Source organism: Streptomyces sp. NPDC007205 (assembly GCF_040634095.1).
Taxonomy (GTDB): Bacteria; Actinomycetota; Actinomycetes; order Streptomycetales; family Streptomycetaceae; genus Streptomyces.
Genome location: NZ_JBEYEW010000014.1, coordinates 143,043 through 165,359, shown reverse-complemented (window position 1 = coordinate 165,359; position 22,317 = coordinate 143,043). Strand labels below are relative to the sequence as shown.

Annotated in this window: 19 protein-coding genes and 2 pseudogenes; 13 read left to right on the top strand and 8 right to left on the bottom strand. The window is 69.7% G+C overall.

Annotated features, from left to right (window positions below; genetic code table 11):
- Positions 1–4: 4 nt before the first annotated feature.
- From ABZ624_RS23705 to ABZ624_RS23685, 5 genes are all read right to left on the bottom strand, one after another.
- The gene (locus ABZ624_RS23705) at positions 5–1,219 is read right to left on the bottom strand and encodes an MFS transporter (RefSeq protein ID WP_360092276.1); all 1,215 of its coding nucleotides are present in this window, start codon (positions 1,217–1,219) and stop codon (positions 5–7) included.
- Positions 1,216–1,590: a fluoride efflux transporter CrcB gene (gene crcB / locus ABZ624_RS23700; protein ID WP_360092273.1), complete on the bottom strand. Its 375-nt coding sequence runs from the start codon at positions 1,588–1,590 to the stop codon at positions 1,216–1,218. The genes ABZ624_RS23705 and crcB overlap by 4 nt, the downstream gene beginning before the upstream one ends.
- Positions 1,587–1,934 (bottom strand): DUF190 domain-containing protein, encoded by a 348-nt coding sequence (locus ABZ624_RS23695; RefSeq protein WP_360092270.1) that lies wholly within the window; start codon positions 1,932–1,934, stop codon positions 1,587–1,589. The genes crcB and ABZ624_RS23695 overlap by 4 nt, the downstream gene beginning before the upstream one ends.
- The gene (locus ABZ624_RS23690) at positions 1,931–2,170 is read right to left on the bottom strand and encodes a hypothetical protein (protein WP_360092267.1); all 240 of its coding nucleotides are present in this window, start codon (positions 2,168–2,170) and stop codon (positions 1,931–1,933) included. The genes ABZ624_RS23695 and ABZ624_RS23690 overlap by 4 nt, the downstream gene beginning before the upstream one ends.
- A 262-nt stretch (positions 2,171–2,432) precedes the next feature.
- Positions 2,433–2,600, bottom strand: coding sequence for a hypothetical protein (locus tag ABZ624_RS23685; RefSeq protein WP_360092264.1), 168 nt, complete (start codon positions 2,598–2,600; stop codon positions 2,433–2,435).
- Positions 2,601–3,332: 732 nt separating this feature from the next.
- Between ABZ624_RS23685 and ABZ624_RS23680 the strand changes: the two genes are divergently transcribed.
- The 3 genes from ABZ624_RS23680 to ABZ624_RS23670 all read left to right on the top strand — a co-directional run bounded on the left by ABZ624_RS23680 (position 3,333) and on the right by ABZ624_RS23670 (position 6,560).
- The gene (locus ABZ624_RS23680) at positions 3,333–3,923 is read left to right on the top strand and encodes a hypothetical protein (RefSeq protein WP_360092261.1); all 591 of its coding nucleotides are present in this window, start codon (positions 3,333–3,335) and stop codon (positions 3,921–3,923) included.
- Positions 3,901–5,814 (top strand): exo-alpha-sialidase, encoded by a 1,914-nt coding sequence (locus ABZ624_RS23675; protein WP_360092258.1) that lies wholly within the window; start codon positions 3,901–3,903, stop codon positions 5,812–5,814. The genes ABZ624_RS23680 and ABZ624_RS23675 overlap by 23 nt, the downstream gene beginning before the upstream one ends.
- Positions 5,815–6,347: 533 nt before the next feature.
- Positions 6,348–6,560, top strand: coding sequence for a hypothetical protein (locus tag ABZ624_RS23670; protein ID WP_360092255.1), 213 nt, complete (start codon positions 6,348–6,350; stop codon positions 6,558–6,560).
- A 77-nt stretch (positions 6,561–6,637) separates the two neighbouring features.
- Here ABZ624_RS23670 and ABZ624_RS23665 read toward each other — a convergent pair whose 3' ends face one another.
- Positions 6,638–9,310 (bottom strand): glycosyl hydrolase, encoded by a 2,673-nt coding sequence (locus tag ABZ624_RS23665; protein WP_360092252.1) that lies wholly within the window; start codon positions 9,308–9,310, stop codon positions 6,638–6,640.
- Between the two features lie 194 nt (positions 9,311–9,504).
- The gene (locus ABZ624_RS23660) at positions 9,505–9,945 is read right to left on the bottom strand and encodes a hypothetical protein (protein ID WP_360092249.1); all 441 of its coding nucleotides are present in this window, start codon (positions 9,943–9,945) and stop codon (positions 9,505–9,507) included.
- An 879-nt stretch (positions 9,946–10,824) separates the two neighbouring features.
- Between ABZ624_RS23660 and ABZ624_RS23655 the strand changes: the two genes are divergently transcribed.
- Together ABZ624_RS23655 and ABZ624_RS23650 are read left to right on the top strand one after the other, a co-directional pair.
- Positions 10,825–12,063 (top strand): LAGLIDADG family homing endonuclease, encoded by a 1,239-nt coding sequence (locus ABZ624_RS23655; protein ID WP_360092246.1) that lies wholly within the window; start codon positions 10,825–10,827, stop codon positions 12,061–12,063.
- A pseudogene (locus ABZ624_RS23650) lies at positions 11,975–12,245 on the top strand (transposase); the annotation flags it as partial. The gene ABZ624_RS23655 and the pseudogene ABZ624_RS23650, both read left to right, overlap by 89 nt.
- A gap of 99 nt (positions 12,246–12,344) precedes the next feature.
- Here ABZ624_RS23650 and ABZ624_RS23645 read toward each other — a convergent pair.
- Positions 12,345–13,325 (bottom strand): DUF5996 family protein, encoded by a 981-nt coding sequence (locus ABZ624_RS23645; protein ID WP_360092440.1) that lies wholly within the window; start codon positions 13,323–13,325, stop codon positions 12,345–12,347.
- Between the two features lie 563 nt (positions 13,326–13,888).
- Here ABZ624_RS23645 and ABZ624_RS23640 point away from each other — a divergent pair.
- The 8 genes and pseudogenes from ABZ624_RS23640 to ABZ624_RS23605 all read left to right on the top strand — a co-directional run bounded on the left by ABZ624_RS23640 (position 13,889) and on the right by ABZ624_RS23605 (position 22,312).
- Entirely contained in the window at positions 13,889–15,949 is a 2,061-nt protein-coding gene (locus tag ABZ624_RS23640) for an alpha-L-fucosidase (protein WP_360092243.1), read from the top strand.
- Between the two features lie 74 nt (positions 15,950–16,023).
- Positions 16,024–16,602 (top strand): class I SAM-dependent methyltransferase, encoded by a 579-nt coding sequence (locus ABZ624_RS23635; protein ID WP_360092240.1) that lies wholly within the window; start codon positions 16,024–16,026, stop codon positions 16,600–16,602.
- Between the two features lie 134 nt (positions 16,603–16,736).
- Positions 16,737–17,495: pseudogene (locus ABZ624_RS23630) on the top strand (alpha/beta fold hydrolase); the annotation flags it as partial.
- A 915-nt stretch (positions 17,496–18,410) separates the two neighbouring features.
- Positions 18,411–18,830, top strand: coding sequence for a class I SAM-dependent methyltransferase (locus tag ABZ624_RS23625; protein WP_360092237.1), 420 nt, complete (start codon positions 18,411–18,413; stop codon positions 18,828–18,830).
- A gap of 97 nt (positions 18,831–18,927) precedes the next feature.
- Positions 18,928–19,191: a hypothetical protein gene (locus ABZ624_RS23620; RefSeq protein ID WP_360092235.1), complete on the top strand. Its 264-nt coding sequence runs from the start codon at positions 18,928–18,930 to the stop codon at positions 19,189–19,191.
- Between the two features lie 163 nt (positions 19,192–19,354).
- Positions 19,355–20,080 carry an SGNH/GDSL hydrolase family protein gene (locus tag ABZ624_RS23615; RefSeq protein ID WP_360092232.1) on the top strand — a complete coding sequence of 242 codons (726 nt, stop codon included), beginning with the start codon at positions 19,355–19,357 and terminating at the stop codon, positions 20,078–20,080.
- Positions 20,070–21,524 (top strand): MFS transporter, encoded by a 1,455-nt coding sequence (locus ABZ624_RS23610; RefSeq protein WP_360092229.1) that lies wholly within the window; start codon positions 20,070–20,072, stop codon positions 21,522–21,524. Before ABZ624_RS23615 ends, ABZ624_RS23610 begins: the two co-directional genes overlap by 11 nt.
- A 452-nt stretch (positions 21,525–21,976) precedes the next feature.
- Entirely contained in the window at positions 21,977–22,312 is a 336-nt protein-coding gene (locus tag ABZ624_RS23605) for a tetratricopeptide repeat protein (RefSeq protein WP_360092437.1), read from the top strand.
- The last annotated feature ends 5 nt before the right edge of the window (positions 22,313–22,317 follow it).

Here is a 22,317-nt window from a genome sequence, read left to right as displayed (position 1 = left end):
CGTCTCAGCGCCGATCGACCCGGGTGACGGCCAGCAGCACCACAGCCAGGACCTGGATGGCGACGACCACCATGATCAGCACGGGGATCGAGTATCCGTACAAGCCCCCGGTCAGCGCGCCGCCGGCCAGGCTCGCCGCGCCGACGACGCCTGCGAACAGGCCGTACGCGGTCGCGCGTCGCCCGCTGGGCACCAGGTCCGCGACCGTGGCGCGCAGGGTCGACTCCTGGATGCCCATGGCCGCGCCCCACACCAGCGACCCGGCCACCGCGACGGCGACCGTGTCGGTGAACGCCAGCGCCACCACGCCCGCCGTGAGGACGGGCAGGGCGATCAGCACGCGTGGGCCGAGCCGGTCGTACAGCAATCCCGTGGCCAGCGCCGCCACCGCGTCCACGGCCATCGCCGCCGCGTACAGCACCGGCACCCACGCGGCGGACAGCAGATGGCGCTGGACCAGGTGGTAGGAGAGCACGCCGAAGGTGGCGAACCCGGTCGTGGTGGCCGCGGTGAATCCTGCGTACGTCCAGAACGCCCTCGGCAGACGCCCGTCCTGACCGGCCGGTGTCGCGGCTGCCGCGGTGAGCTCGCGTTCGTAGGCTTCCGGGTCCGGCACGCGGGCCCGCAGCCACGCCAGCAGCCCCAGTACCGCGACACCGGGGACGGCCAGCACGCCGAGCGCCGGTCCGTAGGCGCCGCCGGTCAGGGCGAGCACCCCGGCGACGACCAGCGGGCCGACCAGGGCGCCGACCTGGTCCATGGCCTCGTGCACGGCGAATCCGCGCCCGCGTCCGGTCGCGGCTGTGGCGTGCGACAACAGGGTGTCCTTCGCCGGTGAGCGCACCGCCTTGCCGACTCGCTCGGCGATCACCAGCACGCACGCCGCCCACAGCACGCCGACCACGCCGAGCAGCGGGACGGACACTATGGTGAGCGCGTAACCGGCGATCGCCAGGCCCCAGAAACGGCGGGTCCGGTCCGCCAGCGGGCCGGAGACCAGCCGCAGCCCCAGCGCCGCCGCCTCACCGGCGCCCGTGACCACGCCGACGACCAGGGCGGACGCACCCAGCGAGGCCAGCAGCGGTCCGGTGATCGAGCGGGCGCCCTCGTACACGAAGTCCGCGAGCAGGCTGACCGTGCCGAACCACACCACGAACCGCCAGGGTCCCATCCGCCCCGGCCGATCCGCCTCCTCTTCCTCGGCAGCCGCCGGGTTCACGCCCACAGCGCCTCCGCGAACGACACCCCGGCGAACGCCGCGCCCAGGCCCGCCACCACGCCGGCGACGACGTTGGCGGCGGCGAAGAACCTCGCCCCGTCCTCGGCCAGCCGCAGCGTCTCGTACGAGAAGGTCGAATACGTCGTCAGCGCCCCGCACAGTCCGGTGCCCAGCAGCAGCTGAACATGGGACGCAGCGGCGCCGGCCGCCGTGGCGCCGGACAGCAGGCCCAGGACCAGGCAGCCGACCACGTTGACGGTGAACGTGCCCCACGGGAACACGGTGTCGTGTCGCTTCTGCACCGCCCGGTCGGTGAGATACCGCAACGGGGCGCCGACCATCGCGCCGATGACGACGAGCAGCCAGTTCACGCCTTCATCTCCCTGCCGACGTACCGGATGACCTCGCACGCGTCGAGAGTCACCAGCCCTTCACCGACCAGCTCGTCCAGCTGCGGCAGGAAGTCCCGCACCCGGTCCTCGGTGTCCACGATGACGATCGCCACCGGCAGGTCCTCGCTCAGCGACAGCAACCGCGAGGTGTGGATCAGGGAGGAGGCACCGAAGCCCTCCACGCCGCGGAACACCGACGCACCGGCCAGTCCGGCCTTGTGCGCCCGGTGCACGATCTCGCTGTACAGCGGCTTGTGATGCCAGACGTCGTTCTCACCGATGAAGATCGTCACCCGCAGGGCACTGCCCGTCAGCCTTGTCACCGCTGCCTCCACGCCACCAGGCGGCGCGTCACCGTCGCCGCGAGCCATACCGCCGCCATCACCGGCCACAGCTGCGACGCCCCGTACCGGGCCGAGGCCCCGACCGCCCCGCCGAGCGCCACCACCGCCACGATCGGCCCCTGCGTCCGCCAGGACCGCTGCCGCTGCTGAGCGGGCGCGCGCGCATCGAAGTCGGGGGCCGTGGGCTCGTGCACCTGAGGATTCGGGGTTGTCATGGACGTACGTCTCCTACTCGCCGGGGCCCAGGTACGCGGCACGCTCCCTCGCAAGTAGGGACTGTTGGCGGCATCCGTGCCGCGGTTCGGGTACGGCGAGCCCCACCGCCGCGCTGTGATCAGAGACCACAGCCGCAACCCAGCCTAACGTGACGACCGGGACCGTCGCGCTGCAGGTCCAGCTTCCGGACGGGACGCGGACGCGGTTGTGGCGGCTGGTGGTGGTCATCGGTCCGTAGCGGGCGTACGGCGGTTACGGCGGTTACGGCACGACGGTGAGTGCCAACTGCCGTGGCCGGGAGGGTGGTCCGTGCGGGTCGGGGATGTAGGTGTCGGCGAAGGGGAGAGTGGCGGCGCCCGGGGAGGTGGCACGTGCGGTGGCGGTGTGGGTTCCGTCGGCTGTGGTGTGCGTGTCGAGTACCTTCACCATGCCTGGAGCCGGGCTGGTGGGGGATGCCGGGGCGGAGTGGCCGGATGACGCGGGGCCGCCGGCGGAAGAGCCGGACACGGACGATCCGGGCCGGGTGGGACCCGATGAGGAGGGCGGGGTGGAGCCGGAAACCGACGGTTCAGTGGGGGCCGTCGGGGAGACGCCGGTACCGGAGGCTCAGGCGGCGGTTGCGGCTGCCAGGGCGAGAGCGGTGAGCAGCCGGTCGCTGGTGCGGTGGTGTCTCATGGGCCCCTGGTGGATTGTGGTCGTCCGGCGGTGGGACGTGACCGTGTCACGGGGAGTCCCCGGCGGGTGGGGCGGGCACCGCGCTGCTCTGTGCGATACAGAGGGAACCCTGTGACGATACAGAGGAAACCCTCTGATTTTACCGTGAGTTGACTGAACTCCGTAAATTCTCGGTTGCTTCGCGCCACCCGGGCTCCCTCTCTCTTGTTGTGTGACATGTCCGGTGCAAACATCCCCGATTGCGAACACGCGCTCCTTCGGCGTGAACGTCCTTCCACCCCACGGGCCGGGTGATCTCCGGCTGCCCGAAAGGATGTTCCGTGTCCCGATCCAGACACAGACGCGGCCGGACAGCCGCGCTCACCGCCGTCCTGACCGCAGTCCCCGTTCCCCGGCTCGCCGCTCCCGCGGCCCAGGACCCTGCCCCACTGCGGTTCGACCTCGGCGAACGACTTCTCGGTCTCCGCCAGCCCAGCCTCCTCCAGCGTGCACGCCGGATCGTCGGCGACGACGACCGTCTCCACAGCGGTCACCTCCGGCGCGGCGCAGACGGTGAGCCTGCCGGCCTCGGGGCTGCCCAGCGGAGCGACCGCGACCTTCAGTCCGGTCTCCGTCACCGCGGGCGGCTCGTCGACGCTGACGGTGGCCACGTCCTCGTCGACCCCGGCGGGCATGTACAACATCACCCTGACGGGCACCGGTTGCTCGGCCACACACACGGCGACGTACACGCTCACCGTCCACGGCGGCGGCGGCGGTTCGATCACCAGCGGAGGCTTCGAGACGGGCACGGTGACCGGCTGGGCGTCCGCTGGGACGGCCTCGGTGGTCAGCTCCGGGCCGCACAGCGGTACGTACGCGGCTCGAGTGGGCGGCACCTCGCCGACCAACGGTGATTCATCGATCGCCCGGACCTTCACCGCGCCGTCCGGGACCAGCACGCCCGGCTTCCACTCCAACGTGACCTGCCCGGACACGGTCACCTACGACTGGGCGGCCGCACGCCGGTGGTCCGCCCCACCCGAACCCCACATCGACCACAAGAGGTCTCCTCATGTCGCACCCCGCTTTCCGTAGATCCGTCGCGACCGCCACCACTGTCCTCGTCTCGTTAGGCGGCCTCCTCCTCGCCTCGCACCCGGCGCTGGCCGACGTCTCCAACGGTGGCTTCGAGTCGGGCAGTCCGACCGGCTGGACGAGCACCGGCACGACCTCCGTGGTCAGCTCGGGCGCCCACAGCGGCACCTACGCCGCGCGTGTCGGCGGGACGTCGCCGACCAACGGTGACTCCTCGATCGCCCAGACGTTCAGCGCGCCGGCCGGCGCCACCCAGCTGTCGTTCTGGTACAGCGTCACCTGCCCCGACACGGTCACCTACGACTGGGCCACGGCCACGCTCACCGACACCACCGCCGGCACCACGACGACCGTGCTCGCCAAGGCCTGCACCACCGGCCAAGGCTGGAAGCAGGTCACGTCCTCCGTGACCGCCGGGCACAGCTACACCCTCAAGCTCGTCAGCCACGACGACAACTACGCGGGTGACGCCACCTACACCCTCTACGACGACGTCGCCTTCGCCACCGCCACCCCGCCGCCCGGACTGACCCAGGTCAGCACCGACCCGTTCACCAACACCTCCAGCCAGCACGCCACCGAGCTGGAACCCGACACCTTCGCGTACGGAAACACGATCGTCGCCTCCTCGCAGGTCGGCCGGTTCACCGACGGCGGCGCCTCCGACATCGGCTGGAACACCTCCACCGACGGCGGCACCACCTGGCAGCACGGCATGCTCCCCGGCATCACCACCTACCAGGGCGGCACCTGGGCCCGCGTCTCCGACCCGGCGGTGGCCTACGACGCCCGGCACGGGACCTGGATGGTCGCCGGGCTGGTCATCGACTCCAGCGTCAACGGCGCGGGCGTGACGGTCAGCCGCTCGACGAACGGCACGACGTGGCAGAACCCGGTCATGGCGGTCGGCAACGACGGTCAGGGCTACGACAAGGAATGGATCGTCTGCGACAACTCGGCCACCAGCCCGTACTACGGCAGCTGCTACATCGAGGTCGACGTCACCTCGTCCGGCAACCGTATCGTCATGAGCCGTTCCACCGACGGCGGCGCAACCTGGTCGAGCCCCGTCTCGCCCTCCGGGAACCCCAGCGGGCTCGGCGGCCAGCCACTGGTCCAGCCGAACGGCACCGTCGTGGTCCCCTACTCCTCCGATGGCAGCGCCGTCCGCGCCTTCAGTTCGGCTGCCGGCGGCTCCAGCTGGACCACCAGCACGCTGATCGCCAACGTCTCCAGTCACGGCGTGGCCGGCAACCTGCGCGACGGTGAGGGACTGCCGTCCGCCGAGATCGACGGATCCGGCAAGATCTACATCGCCTGGCAGGACTGCCGCTTCCGCTCCGGCTGCCCGGCCAACGACATCGTCTACGCCACCTCCACCAACGGCACCACCTGGTCGGCCGTGACCCGGGTCCCGATCGACGCCACCACCAGCGGCGTCGACCACTTCATCCCCGGCATCGGCATCGATCCCGCCACCTCCGGCGCCACGGCGAAGATCGGCCTCTACTACTACTTCTATCCGAACGCCAATTGCTCCGCATCGACCTGCCAGTTGGAGGTCGGCTACCTCTCCTCCGTCAACGGTGGCAGCACATGGAGCACACCCACCACGGTCGCCGGACCCATGCCCCTGTCCCAGATCGCCGACTCCACGCAGGGCCGTATGGTTGGCGACTATCTGTCCACCTCCGTCATCGGCGGTAGGGCGGTCTCCGTATTCGCCGCAGGCAAGACCCCGGCCAACGGGCAAGCCTTCGACGAGGCCCTCTACACCGCCGGGCCCCTCGCCGTGACGGGCGGCAGCACCGCCTCCACCGCCCGCGGCGCGGCCACTGTCCCCGCACCGCACACGCCCACGGGCTCCGGGCCGCTCCCGACCCGCCGCTGAGGCATCGGCTTCGCCACGGGAGGTGCGTACCCGGCGTCCGCCGGTACGTACCTCCCGTCCTGTCAGGCCGGCACCAGGAACCGAGCCGCAGCCCAGAACGTCACAGTGACGTGCGGTGACGTGAAGGAGCGGCGGTGGCGATGGAGCACAGCAGACGCAGCGCAGGCCGCGGGCGGTCGTGGCCTTGGTTCGGGGCCGTACTGGTTGCCGTTTCCTGCCTCCTGACGGCCTGCGGAGACAACGGCGGCAGCGTTTCGCAGGCGCGGCATTCCGCGTCGCCCCGCCCGTCCGCCGATCCGCCCGCCACGGCGCCCTCGGACGGTGACAGCTCCGGAACACCGGGAGCGCCGCCCTCTTCCACCACGACACCACCGGCAAAGACACCGCCGCGGCATCCCTCAGAGGCCCCGGCGCCCTCCGGGACGGCTTCGGCCGCACCGGGCTGTGTCGCCGGCGCCGTCAGCGTCACCCACGGCCCTGGAGACGCTGCCGTACGGAAAGTGTGCGTCCGGCCTGGCGCGACGGTGACCGTGGTGCTGCAGCCTCGCTCCGGGAACTCCTGGCCTGAGCCGCGCACGAGCAATCCGATGCTGGCGCTGGTGACCTCGGCCACCACCGACCGGGAGGGCGTCGCCCGGGTCACGGTACGGGCCGCGCGTACGGGCTCGGTATCGGTGACCTGGGGTCCTGAGGCCGAGCCCTTCTTCGGCCTCTGGCTGAGTGTGGCGGCGTATCCGGTGCAATGACCCCGGTCGTGGAACGGCCGGTGCGCCGCCCGCGAGGGGGGTGCACCGGCCGCTGGGTGACGGAGTAGCCGTCGTGATCAGTCCTTACGGCCCTTGAGGCGCCGTACGTCGAAGGACCAGATGCCGCGTCCGTGGGTGGCGGCGTACAGCTTGCCGTCGGGGCCGAGACGGAGCTGCATGACGGCCGTGGTGGGCAGGTTGTGTCCCAGGACCAGCCACTTGGTGGCCCCGGCGGGGCGGTAGAAGGTGGCCAGGTCGGTGCCGAGGGCGAGGCCGCCGTTCGGGAGGAGCTTGACCGTGTCGGCGGGGACGTCGGGCAGGTTGGCGGAGATGTCCGTCCAGCCGGCGCCGCCGTCCTTGGACTCGAAGACGTGGCCGACGCCCGCGCCCGGGCCCTCGGTGAACCGGCGGGAGAAGCCGTTGATCGCCACGTAGACGTGCTGGGCGTTGGCCGGGTCGATCTCGAAGCCGGAGACGTAGCGGTTCGGGATCGTGCCGTCGACCGGGAGGCTGAGCTGGTGCCAGCCGGTGCCGTCGGCGTTGCCGACCGCGATGCCCCGGGTGAAGCCCTGGTTGTTGCAGGGGCCGCACCAGCCGACGTAGACCGTGCCGCCGGAGGACGCGACGGCCGTGGCCACGTGGCCCTCGCCGAGGTCGTAGGCGTTCGTCCACTCCTTGCCGGAGCGGATGGCGAAGCCCTTGGTGTTCACCCACACGTGCCGGCCGCCTGCCACCCAGGTGCTGGTGTTCTTGGCGTCGGCGGTGATCGGTGCGATGAAGCGGGCGCCGGCGCCGCCCTGGTCCTTGTCCGGCGGGGCGACCTCGTACTCGGTGGCCTTGGACGGGTCCGTCGACCAGGAACCGTCGTTCACACCGCAGTTCTGCGTCACCCACATGTCGAGGTAGACGTATTCGGCGGCGATGTTGCAGCCGTTGGCGGGGTCGGCGATGGTGTCTCCGCCGTCGCCGCCGAAGTTGGAGCCCATGACCTTGTCGTGGCCGCGCAGGATGGACTGGCCGTTGTCCTGCAGGCCGCCGGTCACCGAGACACCACCGTTGGTGAGGTCCTTGCCGACGCCCACGGAGTAGTACTGGAGGGTGTCGAGGGTGCCGTCGCTCAGGGACTGCCAGTCCTTGGCGTGGCCGCCGGAGTCGACCGCGCCGTTGAGCGGGCGCCGGTAGATGCCGCCGTCGTTGCCGACGTACGCCCACGTCTTGCCCTGGTAGCTGCCGATCGCGACCGCGTGCTGGTCGGAGTGGGTCGTGGGCGAGCAGTCGCCGGTCTGCTTGGCCGGGTCGATGCTCCAGCAGGGGAAGGGGAAGTTCCAGTAGGGACCGGGCACGGTCCAGCTCTGGCCGCCGTTCTTGGTCTCGAAGACCTCTTCCAGGCCGAGGTAGAGATGGTCGGCGTTGGCCGGGTCGACCTGGAGGAACTGGTTGTACCAGGACTGGATGCCGGGCATGTAGCCCGCGCTCTGGAGTGCGGATCCGGACGCCTTCAGCTTGGTGTAGTCCGCGATCTGCGTCCACGGCCCGAACGGCGAACCGCTCTTCGACACGTACACACCCTTGAGCCCGCTGTCCGGGTTGGCGGTCGTCTGCGCCGGCGACTGGTCGACGGCGTACAGGCGCGAGCCGTCGGCCGCGGCGGCGAACGTCATGTTGCCGACGTCGCCGCTGCTGGTGGGCAGGTCACCGAGCCCGCTGACCGGCTTCCAGCTGCCGTCGTCCTGCTTGGCGTACAGGCCGTTGTAGGTGTCGCCGCCGCGCCAGCCGACCGCGAGGAGGACCTTGTCCGGGTCCTTGGGGTCGACGGCGATGTCGTTGGCGATGTTCTTGTACGGCGCGCTGGGATCGTCCGCCTTCGAACCGCCCGGCAGATAGTCCGGGTTGGGGGTGAACTCGTGCTTCCAGGGCCCGGACAGGGTGGTCGTGGAGTGCGACCACACGCCGGTGCTGGTCGCCGCCCACACCTTGGTGCCGGCGAAACGCAGCGCGTGGATGACCGTGGACTCCAGTTCGGCGCCGCCCACGCGGTCACCGGGCTGGAACCGGCCGTGGCGCGGGTCCTTCAGGACGTACACGCCAGTACCGACGAACGAGGTCGCCCCGGTGTTGGACTCGCCCGTGGCGTACCAGAGGCGGTTCTTGCCGTCCAGGGAGAGTGTGCCCGTCGACAGGGACGGCAGCTTGTCGGCGATCGGCTTCCAGTGTCCGCCGCCGGTGGTGGACCGGAAGACACCGCCGTTGGCACCGCCCGCGTACACATAGCCCTGGTCATCGGCGGCGATGCCGGTGATCCGGCCGGTCACCTTGCCCGCGCCGCCACTGGAGTTGGAGTTCACATCGCGGTAGCGGGGGTCGTCGGAGTCGTACGCCTTCTTCGTGACGTGGTCCCAGCTGCCGCTCGCGTGCTTCATCGACTGCAACTGCTGCCAAGCCGCCCCGTAGGAGCCGGGCGCGACCACACCGGGAGCGGTGCGGGCCTCGGTGAACTGGGCCGTGGCTTCAGCGGAGTTCTCCGCCTCGTCGGAGCCGTCATCATCGCCCTCTGCGGCGAACGCGGACGTTCCATGGCCCCCGTGCACCGCCTTGATGTGCTCGCGGCCTATGGCGGCCTGGTGGCGCGCCTGCCAGGGCCGCGGTCTGGTGCCGGTCGACGCCGCGAACGACTGGGTGCTTACCAGTCCGAACGCGGCGGCCACGACGGCGCAGGTCATGAACCGCCGTTGGTGCCTTCGGAGCAACATGCCCTCTCCTCCCTGCGTCGGGCATGGGGGTGTCCCGACGCAGACGGGATCTTGGCGTGACCACAACAGCCACACAAAGGGCTCACGGGAAAAATGGCGTGGAGTTTACCTTGCGCCGCGCATAGACCTGAAGTTCCGCCCATTTACGCGAACTTGGCGGTATCGAGGGCGATGTCAGCTGATGGCGGACCCGGTCACGGGTGCAGAGTCGCGAGAAACCGGCCCGGTGCCGAGGTGGTGTCCGCCATGGCGAAGGCGGTCAGGGTGACCAGCGACGTGGCAAGCAAGGTGGCGCTTCGGCGGCTCTCAGGCCGGGTCCCCTGAAGCACGCGGACGCGGGCGGTCACCTGATGACGCAGGTAGGCCAGTGCGACCGCCGGGCCGCCGCCGGGCCCGGCGAGGGCCGCGAGCGTCAGGGAGCGGGCCGCGAGCGCCAGGAAGCGGGCCGCGAGCGGTCTGCTTGCCACCTGCTGGGCGGCGTCCTTGTCCGTCCAGCGTTCCAAGGCGAAGCCGAGCTGGTCACGCAGGCCGCGCAACAGCGGATTGAGCGCGCAGGCCATCTCGCCCAGGGCCCTGTAGCGGTCGTTACGGTGGGCGAGGTGGGCGAGGTGGGCGCGTTCGTGGGCCAGCAGCACGGCAACTCGTCGGCGGGCAGCGCGCGGAGCATGCCGGAGGTGAGCACGATCCGCCCAGGCCGGCCGGGCAGTGCGCAGGCGTCGGGCCGGTGGTCGGCCAGCACGATCAGGTCTCCCGCCACGGGCAGGGCCCGCAGCCGGGCCAAGGCCCGTACCTCACGGTGCCGCCGCCATACACTGCGTACGAGACGGCAAAGACCGCAAGCGAGCAGAACAGCGGCCAGTGCGCCCAGTGTGCGCGGTACCGGATCGGTGGCGGCGAGGGCGGCCGGGTCGGGGCGGGTATGAGCGACGACCTCGCCGATGGGGCCCAGGCCGCCGGCGGCCGGCACCAGCAGGCCCCAGACCGTGGCCAGCGCCGCGACCGCCGTGGTGGCCGCCAGCATGCGGGCCGCCGCAGCCGGAGCGAGCTGCCGGGCCGGCCGGGGGCCTGCGGCAGCCGGCACCGCGGGCGCCATGAGCAAAGCCGACGCCGGCACCCCTGCCCCCGGGGTGTGCCCGCGGCCCCGGAGGACCGGCTACTACGTCCGCTGCTCGGCACCCCCTCGCCGCCTTTCGCACGGCGGACATCCCCCTCGGCTCCATCACTGGATCACTGGCCGCCGCACCGGTCACGCACACGCTGAACACCCCTCCGGCGTTCCTTGAAGGCGGGTGCGCAGTCGTTCCTCAGTGGCCCGGCGGCCAGCCCAGGCACTCCGGCCTCCCGCCGCGAGTTCTGCTTCTCCTACTGCTCGCGCGACCTGTGCCACGACTGCACGAACGGTCGGCACCAGGCCGCCAAGCGCGTCCACTTGTCAGTGCCGGCTGGGATGCTGCGCAACGGCGAGCCCGGCTACGGGAACAGCTCGCCGTCGAACGTGGGGGGTAAAGGAAGTGATGGCGGCCAATCCGTGTGTAGTGGACTCGGTGTGGGTCCTCACCAGCGAGGGCGCACGACAGGTAAGGGACCTTGTCGGCATCCCCTTCACTGCCGTCCTGGACGGCAAGCCTTACGGGACCCTGTCGAACGGCTTCTTCAAGACCGGCACCAAGGACGTCGTAAAGGTGCGGACCTCTGAAGGCCATGAGGTCCGACTGACCGCCGGCCACAGCGTGCTGACGTACATCCCGAAGTCGAACCGCTACGCGACGGACGCTCGCGAAGAGTGGGTCGCGGCCGGCGACCTCAAGCCCGGCACCCTCGTCCGCCTGAGCGACAACCTGGGCGCGAGCTGGGCTGGCCGTGGCACTGAGGGGCAGGGCTATGTGCTCGGCAACCTCGTCGGTGACGGGACCTTCCACACCTACGGGGGTTACGGAGCTGTCGCCTTCTGGGACACGGACCCTGGCTTCGAGCCGGTTCGTGACTACCTCTACGAGGAAGTAGTGAAGCTCGGCGCGCGCTCCGACTTCAAGGGATGGCACCGAGTCAGCCAGAGCGACCAGTACCGCCTGAAGACAACCGGCATCCGTGACCTCGCCGCCAAGTTCGACATCGCCCAAGGCCGCAAAACGGTCACGCCAGAGGTCGAGCGAGCTTCGTCCGGCTTCTACCGGGGCTTCCTGCGCGGGCTGTTCGACGCAGATGGGCACATCGAGGGTGCGTCCACTGCCGGTGGCGTGAGCATCCGCCTCACGTCCATTGACCTCCCCGCCCTCCAGGCAGTGCAGCGGATGCTCGCCCGCCTCGGCATCCGCTCCGTCATACGGAAGCTCAAGGATGAGCAGGTGCACGACTGGGGCGAGCGGGGCGGCGAGTACACCTCGCGGCGCAGCTACCGACTGATCGCCGCAGGGGCGAACGCGGCCCGCTACATGCAGGTTGTCGGCTTCCTCAACTCGGCGAAGACAGAGAAGTGGGAAGCCCTCACCAACGACATGCGGCGCGGCTTCTACAAGAATCCGTACACGGCGACCGTGGAAAGCGTCGAGCCGGACGAGCGCGAGGACGTCTATGACGTGATGGTCTCGGAGGTCCACGCCTTCGACGGGAACGGCATCGTGCTGCACAACTGCGCGCAAGACCTGCCGCGCAAGACCTGCTGGAACCCTGGCCGCGTGGGCCGGCGAGGCCCGGCCGGATGGGATGCAGCACTTGCTGAACCGGGCGGTGTGGGACGCCGACGGGGTCCGTGACGATGTCCGCGCCTTAGTGTGGAGCACCTGACCGACCCGGATGCGGTGCTGGTCGTGGACGAGACCGGCGATCCCAAGAAGGGCCGGGCCACGGTGGGTGTGCGACGTCAGTACACCGGCACCGCGGGCGGATCGGGAACCCCCAGGTCGCCGTTTGTCTCGCCGGTGCGAGCCGCAGCGGCTGCCACGTGCAGCCGAGGCCACGCCGTGGCTGCCGGTCCCGGGGAAGCACCCGCCATGGGACGGCCCCGCCTCGGGGCCGGTCCACCGTTGCCGCCGGGTCATTGCGGATCGTCATGCACGCTCACGATGGGTGATGATCTACGGTGCTGTCGCCACCGGTTCGGGTCCTCTTCCAGGGACGCCCGGTCCCAGCCGCCGCGTTCCGCAGCAGCCTCGTAGGTCGTGTGCAGGAAACCGGCCAGTACCCGGTCCGGGTCGGCCGCAGTACGCACCGCCTCGTACGGGAGAAGGAACTGACCGAGGTCAGGGCTGTAGTACGCGTCGGCCGGGGTGACCGGCTGCGCGGCGAAGCCATCCGGCTCTGGATAGGCGTACGAGTAAAAGGCCCCCTCTTCACCGCCGCCGGGCCAGAAACCACAGCTGCTCAACTCGCGGGAGTAGCCTTCCGTCATCACCCAGTCACCGCAGTTCGGGGCGCCGCCAGGATGCGGCGGGGCCGCCCGTCCTGAGAACCTCGTGCAGGCCAGGTCCATGGCACCCCAGAAGAAGTGCACTGGGCTGACTTTGCCGACGAAGCACGAGCGGAACTCCCCCAGCACCCGGTTGGCCTGCAGCAACTGCTGCCAGAAGAGCTGTGCGGCGCTCGGGTCGTAGGAAGCGTGCTGGTAGTCCTCATTGAAGGGGATCGCTGGGTCCACCTCGTTCGGAGACGCCTGGATCTTTGTCTCAATTCCCAGCTCATCCAGGGCGTGCATCGTCTCGCGGTAAAAGTCGGCCACCGGTCTCGGCTCCAGGGCCACGCTGCGGTTGGCGCCGTCGCTGCTGCGGACACACAGCTGATGGTCGAGGAAGTCGAACTCGATGTCGAAGACCCCCGAGCGGTAGGGGATCGCCGACGTGGTCAGGCCGCGCGGGCTGACGTACAGGGTGACCTGCCACCAGTGATTGACCAGGGGCGCGTGGGCCAGCCGGATCTTGCCGACGATCTGGGCCCACATGTGCAGTGTGTCCCGGGTCTCGGTCCAGTCGGCGACCCGCAGCCGCGGCCACATCGTCCGCGACGCCCCATGGGAGACCATGGCCACAGCACACTCCTCCCAGGACAACTGACCGATACCGACCACGCTGCCCCCAGCCGGAGAATCAGGCAACCGGACGCCCTCACCGGCCATCGGACCGGAACGCTGGGCATGCGCCACGAGCAGCCGCTGCGCCTACGCGATCTTGGGTTCCACCTATTTCTTCGACAACGCCGTCGGCGACGCGGACCGGACCCTCCAGGGGGTGCTCGATCTGCCGCTGCCCCCGGACCGCCCGCTGCACCATCGGACAGCACATCGAGCTCGTCGGCGCCCCCCAGGGCGTCAGCCCGAGCACCATAGATCCGAGCTATGCCGGGAGATCAGGCCGCGATCACCGTACGGGGATGGGTTGATCTCGATCAAATGGTGGACTACGCAGTGCGATTGGTGAATGGCTGCTTCACCCCTGGACGTCACAGTGGGCAGCGTCTATAAATTCATCCGATGTATCTGACCGGCACTGAGGTTCGGAACGCAACGCGTCCGAGGTGCTCACGGACCTGACGTCCCTTCAGGAGCCCCCACCCCGACCAGCACCCCCACGATCCAGGAGCCGCACCATGTCCTCTGCACCCCTGAGCAGACGTTCCCTGATCAAGGCTGCCGCGCTCGCCGGTGGCGTCGTGGCCTTCGGGCTGCCGCAGGTCCTGTTGCCTGCCACCGCCGAGGCTTACACCGTCCCCTCGAAGATGGACTGGTGGTACCAGGCCCGGTTCGGGATGTTCATCCACTTCGGGTCCTACTCCTCCCTCGGCCACGGTGAATGGGCGTTCAACAACGAGAACTGGTCCAAGGCCAGCTATCAGACCCAGGTGTCCGCACACTTCAGCCCGACCGCGTTCAACGCCGCCACCATCGCCCAACTGGCTGCGGACGCCGGTATGAAGTACCTGGTGATCACCGCCAAGCACCATGAGGGCTTCGCCATGTGGGACTCCGACGTCCCCGGCTTCACCGACACCACCGGCGCCAAGCTGTACAACCTGCGCGATTACGCAGGTGTCCGGGGCGACCTGCTGGCGGCACTCAAGACCGAGTGCGAGGCGCGAGGCGTCAAGTTCGGGCTTTACTACTCGATCCTGGACTGGAACCACCCCTCCCAGACCGACCGAGGGGGCCTCACAACAATGGCCTCGCAGGCCGCCAGAACCGCGTATATCGCCGATATGAAGGCCCAGCTGCAGGAGCTGCTGGACCGCTACGACCCGGCACTCCTGTGGTTCGACGGCGACTGGTTCGCAGAACCCGCCAGCCCCACCCTGCAGGACTGGTGGCTCCGGTCGGACGGCGTCGACCTCTACAACTGGTTGATCGCCCGCAAGCCCGACCTCGTCGTCAACGAACGGGTCAAGCGGGACTTCGGTCTGGGCGACTACAGCGTCGCGGAGTTCGGTGTCCCCGACGCGCCGCTGGAGCGGCAGTGGGAGAGATGCGACACCATGAACGGCGCCTGGGGTTACAACTCGGGCGCCGAGAACTCCTACCGACCCATCAGCGATTTCGTCCAGGAACTCGTCACATGCGTCTCCCGGGACGGCAACTTCCTGCTGAACATCGGCCCCAAGGGCGACGGCTCGGTCACCGCCGGATCCGTGACCATTCTGCGCGGCCTGGCTTCCTGGATGCCGACATACGGCGACAGCATCCACGGAGCCACGGCAAGCCCCTTCGCCACCGATCCGGCCTGGGGCAAGGCCACCAAGAAGGACGGCAAGCTGTTTGCCCACGTCTTCACCTGGCCCGCCAATGGCGTGCTGCACATCCCGGCGATCACCAACACGATCAGCCGTGTCTACCTGATGAACAACCCCTCGGCTTCGCTCACCTACACCGTCGGCGGCGGCCAGATCAGCGTCACCGTGCCGACCACCGCCCCGGACGCCCATGACTCCGTGGTCTGTGTCGAGGTCAGCGGCGTCCCCACGTCCGTGGGCGGGGCCAGGGTGGCGGTGTACCAGGACGTGGGTTACTCCTCGGCGAGCGCCATCCTGCCGCTGGGCAGCTACTCCTCCTCCCAGCTGTCGGCCGCGGGGGTGGGGCCCTCGGCCATCTCCTCACTGAGGGTGCCCCAGGGCTATTCGGTGACGGGCTACTCCGGCGACAACTTCACCGGCACGGCCTGGACGTTCACGGCGGACAATCCCGACCTGCGGGTGACCGGCAACAACGACGCCATCGCCTCACTGAAGGTCACCTTCGACCCGACCTCGCACTTCCGGCTGATCAACGTCACGGATGGTCTGGCCCTGGACAGCGGCGGCAACGTCGCCAGCGGCTCCCACCTCAAGCAGTGGACACCGGTCGACAGCCCCAACCTCCAGTGGCAAGCCGTCGACCTCGGCAACGGCTACTACAGGCTGGTCAACCGCACCAACGGCATGGTCGTCGACGGCTGGGGCTCGACCCGCGACGGCGCTCCCGCCCAGCAAGCGGCCTGGCACGGCGGCCCCCACCAGCAGTGGCAGATCACCGACCGCGGCAACGGCCAGTACTCGATCGCCAACCGCACCACCGGACTTGTCCTCGACGGCGGCGGACAGGTCCCCTCCGGGTCCGTGACCAAGCAATGGACCTGGGTGACCAGCACCAACCTGCTGTGGACATTCCAGCCCACCTCCTGACCACCGCCCCCCGGCGCGGTCGCGGCGGGCCGGCGGGCTGGCGGGCTGGCGGGCTGGCGGGCCCGCAGCGACGCATGACCTGGAAAGCGGCCGGCTCATTGGACGGCGGGCCGGCCATCGACCTGGGCTGCGGCTCCGGTGCGCAGACGCTGGCCCTGGTACGCCTCGGTTCTCCCGCAGTGATCGCCGTGGACACCAGCCGCCGCCTGCTCGACGAGCTCGTCACGTACGCCCAGGACTCCGCGGTCGTCCGAGCGGTGCACGGCGACCTCCGCACCGTGCTGCCCGAGGCGGCCGAGCCAGGCATGGTCGCGGCCGTCGTCTGCATGGGTGACACGCTTCCCCACCTCCCGGCCAAGGCGGACGTCCCCGTGCTGCTCGGCCACATCAGCCGTGCCCTCGCCTCGGGCGGACACCTCGTCGTCACCTACCGCGACCTCACGGTGGAGCTGCGCGGTACCGACCGCTTCATCCCGGTGATCGTCCACGACCTGCTCCACACCCGGACGAACGGCTCCTGGCAGCAGCAGACCAGCAGCTACTCCAAGCTGCGGATCGCGTCCTCCTGGCTGGTCGAACAGTGCCGAGCGGCGGGACTGGACGTCCGCCACGATGCCGCGGACGCAAGGGGGATGCGGATCTGCACGCCGTAAAGCCCTGACTAGCATTCGGGCTTCCACCTGCACTACCACTCGGAAAGGCGACCGGCATGAACTCCACCAGCACGGCACCGGCTTCGGCGACCAGGGCCAGAGCCTGCGAGGTCCTCGTCGCGGCAGGTGTCACCATCTCCTGTGACGATCTCGGTTCTCCCGCAGGGGTGCCGGTCCTGTTGATCCACGGGCACCCGTTCAACCGCAGCATGTGGCGTCCCCAGGTGGATGCGCTCGTTGCCGCGGGGTATCGGGTGGTCGTCCCCGACCTGCGCGGGTACGGCGAGAGCAGCGTCGTACCCGGTGCGACGCTGCTGTCCGACTTCGCACAGGATCTCGCGGGCGTCCTCGGCCATCTCGGCATGGAACGGGCCGTGGTGGTCGGACTGTCCATGGGCGGGCAGATCGCCATGGAGTTCCACCGGCGCCACCCCGAGCGAGTGGCGGCATTGGTGCTGGCCGACACCTCGCCGTTCGCCGAGACCGAGCAGGGCAGGGCGTTCCGCAACGCCCTCGCCGATCGGCTGCTGGCCGAGGGCATGGACGGATACGCGGCCGAGGTGATCGACAAGATGATCGCACCGCACCACGTGACCGGCCTGCCCGAGGTCGCCGGGCACGTCCTGGGCATGATGCGCGGTACCGCCCCGGCCGGGGCCGCGGCGGCGCTGCGCGGGCGGGCTGAACGGCCTGACTACCGCCGTACGCTGCGGGACGTGCGGGTACCGACCCTCGTGATGGTCGGCGCGGACGACACCTACACGCCGGTGGAACAGGCCGAGCTCATGCACGGGCTCGTCGCCGGCTCGGCTCTCGCCGTCGTCGGCGACGCGGCCCACTTGCCGAACCTGGAGCAGCCGGAGCGGTTCAACGCCGCGCTGCTGGCATTCCTCGACGCCCACCGGACTGCACTCGCGCCCCCGCACCCGCTGCTGGAGTACCTTCTCGGCGCCGCCGAAGGACGCTTCCCACCCGCCGACGGGACCGTCACGGTGCTGCCCGCGCTGCCCGGCGGCCTGGAATGCTCGGTCGCCTTCACCGGCCACGCCGTCGTCGCCACCGCGCTACCCGCCGCACAGGTCCACGCCCACGAGCCCGACGGCTTCGGCGGCTCCCTGTCCCCGGACTTCCTGCGGGCCCTCGCCGGACCCACGGGCCGGATCGGCAGCGTCGATGCCACCCTCGTACACCGCGGCACCGGCGGCACACCGCGCTTGCGGCCGCTCACGGACGCCGACGACCACCCGAGGGTTCGGCACGCCCGGCAACTGCGTGCACATGTACGGGTGTTCGGCGACGAGCGGGGCCTGGTCACGCTCGCGGCGGGGCTCGCCGGACGTACGGAACTCAGCATCGAGCTGCATCGACCCGCGGACGGAGGCTGCGGACATGGCCGGGCGCTCCTCGCCGACGCCCTCACCCTGGTGTCGGAGGGCGAGCCCGTCTACGCCGCCGTCGCCCCGGGCAACGCCCGCTCCCTGCGGGCCTTCCTCGCCACCGGGTTCACCCCGATCGGCGCCGAGGTCCTCGTCCGACCCGACCGGAGCCAGGCATGACAGCACCGCGCCCGCATGCCGCGGCGTCCGCTGTGACGCGCAGCAGCTACGACACGGTGGCCGAACGCTACGCCGCCGAGATCGGCGATGAACTCAAGGGCAAGCCCCTCGACCGCGCCCTGCTGGACGCCTTCGCCGAACTGGCCTCCGAGGGACCGATCGTGGACGTCGGCTGCGGCCCGGGCCACGCAACAGCCCACCTGGCCCGCCGGGAAGCCCGTACCTTCGGCGTCGACCTGTCGCCTGCCTGCCATGTGCACCATCGCGCACCGCGCCACCGCCCTGCCGTTCGCCGCTGCGGACATGACCGCGCTGCCGATCCGCTCGGGGACGGTGAGCGGCATACTGTGCTGGTACGCCGTGATCCACCTGAACCGAGCCCAACGAGCCGCTGCCTACAGGGAATTCGCCCGCGTGCTGCGCCCCGCGGGCCACGCCCTCCTCGCCTTCCACACCAGCGACAACGACACCCGCCCGGGACAGGCCACACACCTCACCGAATGGTGGGACAGCCCCGTCGACCTCACCTTCCGCTTCCTCGACCCGGTCGCCGAAACGGCGGCCCTCGCCCAAGCGGGCCTCACCCTCACCGCACGCCTCGACCGAGCACCACACCCCGAACACGAGCACCCCAGCCAGCGGACCTATCTCCTGGTACGACGGCTCACATAAGGCAGGCCATGCCGCGATCCGGTGCTCGCCTGACGGCGCCGCCACGCCGCCACGCCCGGACGTCGTCGCCGTCATCCGCGACCTTGTGGAAACTGCCGTGGCATCCGGCATCAGTCCCGACTCACCACAGGCCGATCCCGTGCTCGCGACGCTCACCGCAGGGTGTGCGCTCGCCGTCGGCCGTCCCCACGACACCCTGTTGCAGGGCTGGCTGTTGCGACGCCTGGAAGCCGCGAACGATCCACGCAGGGACCGGTACCTCGCCCTGCTCGCCGTGATCAATGGCTGGCCGGCCCCTGAACCCCTGAAGCCGGTGATCGACTGGTCCGTCGAGGCTCTGAGGAGACGAACGGCCCGATGACGCAGCAGCCGAACCGGCCCGGAGCCTGTACAGACCCGCCACCGCCAGACACCGCGGGGTGATCGCTTCACATTCAGCGGACGCTCCGGGCGACGCGTCGCCCTCGCCGTCGGCTCGTTGACCGCCCTTGAGAAAGCATACGACCGACTGTACGCTCTTCTGCATGAAGCAACCCGTATGCACCGAGGCGACCGACCCGTTCTGCCTGGACCAGGCGGAGGCCGTGACATTGCTGACCGGGGCGCCGTGGGGCAGGTATGCCGTCATCGGAGACAGCCTTTCGGCGGGGACCGGCGATCCCACCCCGGGCTACCAGGATCAGGGCTGGTCAGGCCGTGTAGCTGGTGTCTTGCGGTCCGTCCGGCCGGATCTGGAGTACCTCAATGTCTCCGAGATCGGGGCAACAACCGCCCAGACGCTCGAGAACCAGGCGGCCCGCATGGTCGAGTTCTCCCCGGACCTGCTCCACCTGCCCTGCGGGGCCAACGACATCGCGCGGCGCAGACCGGACTTCGGTGAGATCGAGCGAACGCTTCGGCAGATGTACGACCTGGCGAAGACAACCGGCGCCTTGCTGACCACCTTCACGCTCGGCAGGGCGTATGTCGTCCCGGTGTTCCCCGACTGGCCGGAGCGGATTGCCGCGGTCAACGAGATCGTGCGCGGGCTGGCTTCGGAATACGACGCCATGGTGGTGGACATGTGGGATCACCCGGTCAACGACCGCGGCAACCTGCTCAGCGAGGACCGTATCCACTTCTCGACCTCGGGTCAGGCCGTCATGGCGGCCGAGGTGGTCAAGAAGCTGGCTGGGTCCCTGGGGCGCACCCCGGATTTCACGCATGGCCGGACCCCGACAAACAAAGAGGTCTCTCATCATGGCAAGTAGTCAGCAAGCAGCCAGCCGGCCCTCAGTGGCCGCGAAATCCGGCGCAACTCCCTGGATGACGATATCGGTTGTCTTGACCGCTCTGTTCATGGCAGTCCTCGACTCGTTCATCGTCGTGGTCGCCGACCCCTCGATCGTGGCGGACCTGCATGCCTCCGACAGCGACGTCCAGTGGGTTCTGGCGGGTTATCAGCTGAGTTACGCGGTCTTCATCATCACCGCTACCCGCCTGGCCGACCTGTACGGCCGCAAGCGGATCTTCCTTCTCGGGGTGGCCCTGTTCACTCTGTCGTCCGTCGCTTGCGCGCTCTCGCCGAACGCGGGCAGCCTCATCGCCGCACGCGTCATCCAGGGCCTGGGAGCCGCCCTGATGGTTCCCCAGGTGTTCGCGTACGTCACCGTGCTGGTGCCGGCGGCGAAGCGGCACAGCGTGTACGGCGTGCTCGGCATCGTCATGGGTATGGCCACCATCGGCGGACAGGTCATCGGCGGACTGCTGATCGGCGCCGACCTGTTCGGCTCCGGCTGGCGCCTGGTGTTCTGGGTGAACGTGCCGATCGGAATCGCCATGTTCCTGCTCGCCGTGCGATATGTGCCGGAGACGGCCTCAGCCGCCAACCGCAAGCTGGACATGCCCGGTGTCCTGGTGCTCAGCGCGGCTCTCTTCCTCCTGGTGCTCCCGCTGATCCAGGGGCAGCAGGCAGGCTGGCCGGGGTGGGTCTGGGCTTGCTTCGCGGGCAGCGCCGTCGCGTTCGGCCTGTTCGTCGCGATCGAGCGGGGCCTGGAACGGCGGGGCGGGGATCCGCTGGTACCGCTGACGCTGTTCAGACAGCGCTCGTTTTCGCTCGGGATCATTCTCGTCCTCGCCCTGTACGCGCTGATCTACTCGTATTACCTGGCCTTGTCGGTGACGCTGCAGCAAGGCCTGAACATGTCGGCGCTCGGCGCGGGCCTGGTCTACACGCCGGCAGCCACCGCGTTCTTCGTGTTCAGCATGGTGGCGAGCCGGACCATCCCGAAACACGGACGACGCGTCCTCGAGGTCGGGGCGATCATCCTGGCGAGCGGATACCTGGCGACCGGCGTCTTGCTGGTGTCCGGCCCGCGGATCACTCCGCTGCTCCTGATCCCCACCCTCATCGTGCAGAGCGTGGGTGGCGGGCTGGTCATCACGCCGGCGCTCAACACGGTTCTGAGCCGCGTCAAGCCGGAGTCGGCCGGTGTCGCCTCAGGGGTCTTGTCCACGGCCCAGCAGTGTGGCGGAGCGCTGGGTGTTGCCGTGATCGGAGCGGTCTTCTTCAGCTCGTTCCATCCTGCGGCAGTCGGCAGGGTTGCCGCCGCCGGGCACGCCTTTGCCGTCGCGTCCTTCGGGACGCTGGCCATCGCTGTCATAGCGGGCATCGTCGTCTTCCTTCTGCCGAAGCGGCCGGCGGCCCAGGCCTGAATGCGAGGATCACCGGCCAAGGATTCAGGGCTGCGGACGAAGGGGCCCGGTCGGCAATGCGCCGTGTCGCTTCTCCGTTCACCTGGCTCGACGCCGGAGACCCATAGCGGGCTGCCGTCCGGGGCGGACAGGAACCGGCCGTTGCCGCCGAACGCCGCACCACGCAGGAGAACGAGAGCCGGCCCGCCGGGCCGGCTCTCCAGGTCAGGATGGCCGGGGCTCGATCAGTCCGGTGGGGACGTGTCAGTCGTAGCGGCGGCCCTTGTTGGTCAGCCAAGGCCGTTCTTGAAGACGACCAGCCCCAGCTCACTCGCCGCCTTCGCCACGAGAGGCGCCGTATCGCCCGTCCTGGTCGCCCTCTGGCGCGCCGATGACGCCACCGGCTAATTGGTGGAATATTGAACAACTGTGTTCCGTTGTGGCCGTCGAAGGAGGCACGAGTGGAGACGCAAGTGGAGACCACGTACTACGACCACGGCACGCCGGCCGAGCGCTGGGAGCGCGCGCGGCAGTTCTTCGACGCCAAGGACTACGCGGGCGCGGCGCGGGTGCTGACCGGGCTGGTCGAGGAGGTGCCGGAGCAGACCGGGCCCCGGCTGCTGCTGGCCCGCGCCTACTACCACTCGGCCCAACTGCGCCGCGCCGAAGCCGAGTTGCGGGTCATCGTCGAGTGTGACCCGGTGGAGCACTACGCCCGGCTGATGCTGGGCCGTACGCTCCAGCGGCAGGCCCGGCACGAGGAGGCGGAACAGCATCTGCGGATCGCCTCGGCGCTCGGAGGGGTGTAAGGCGA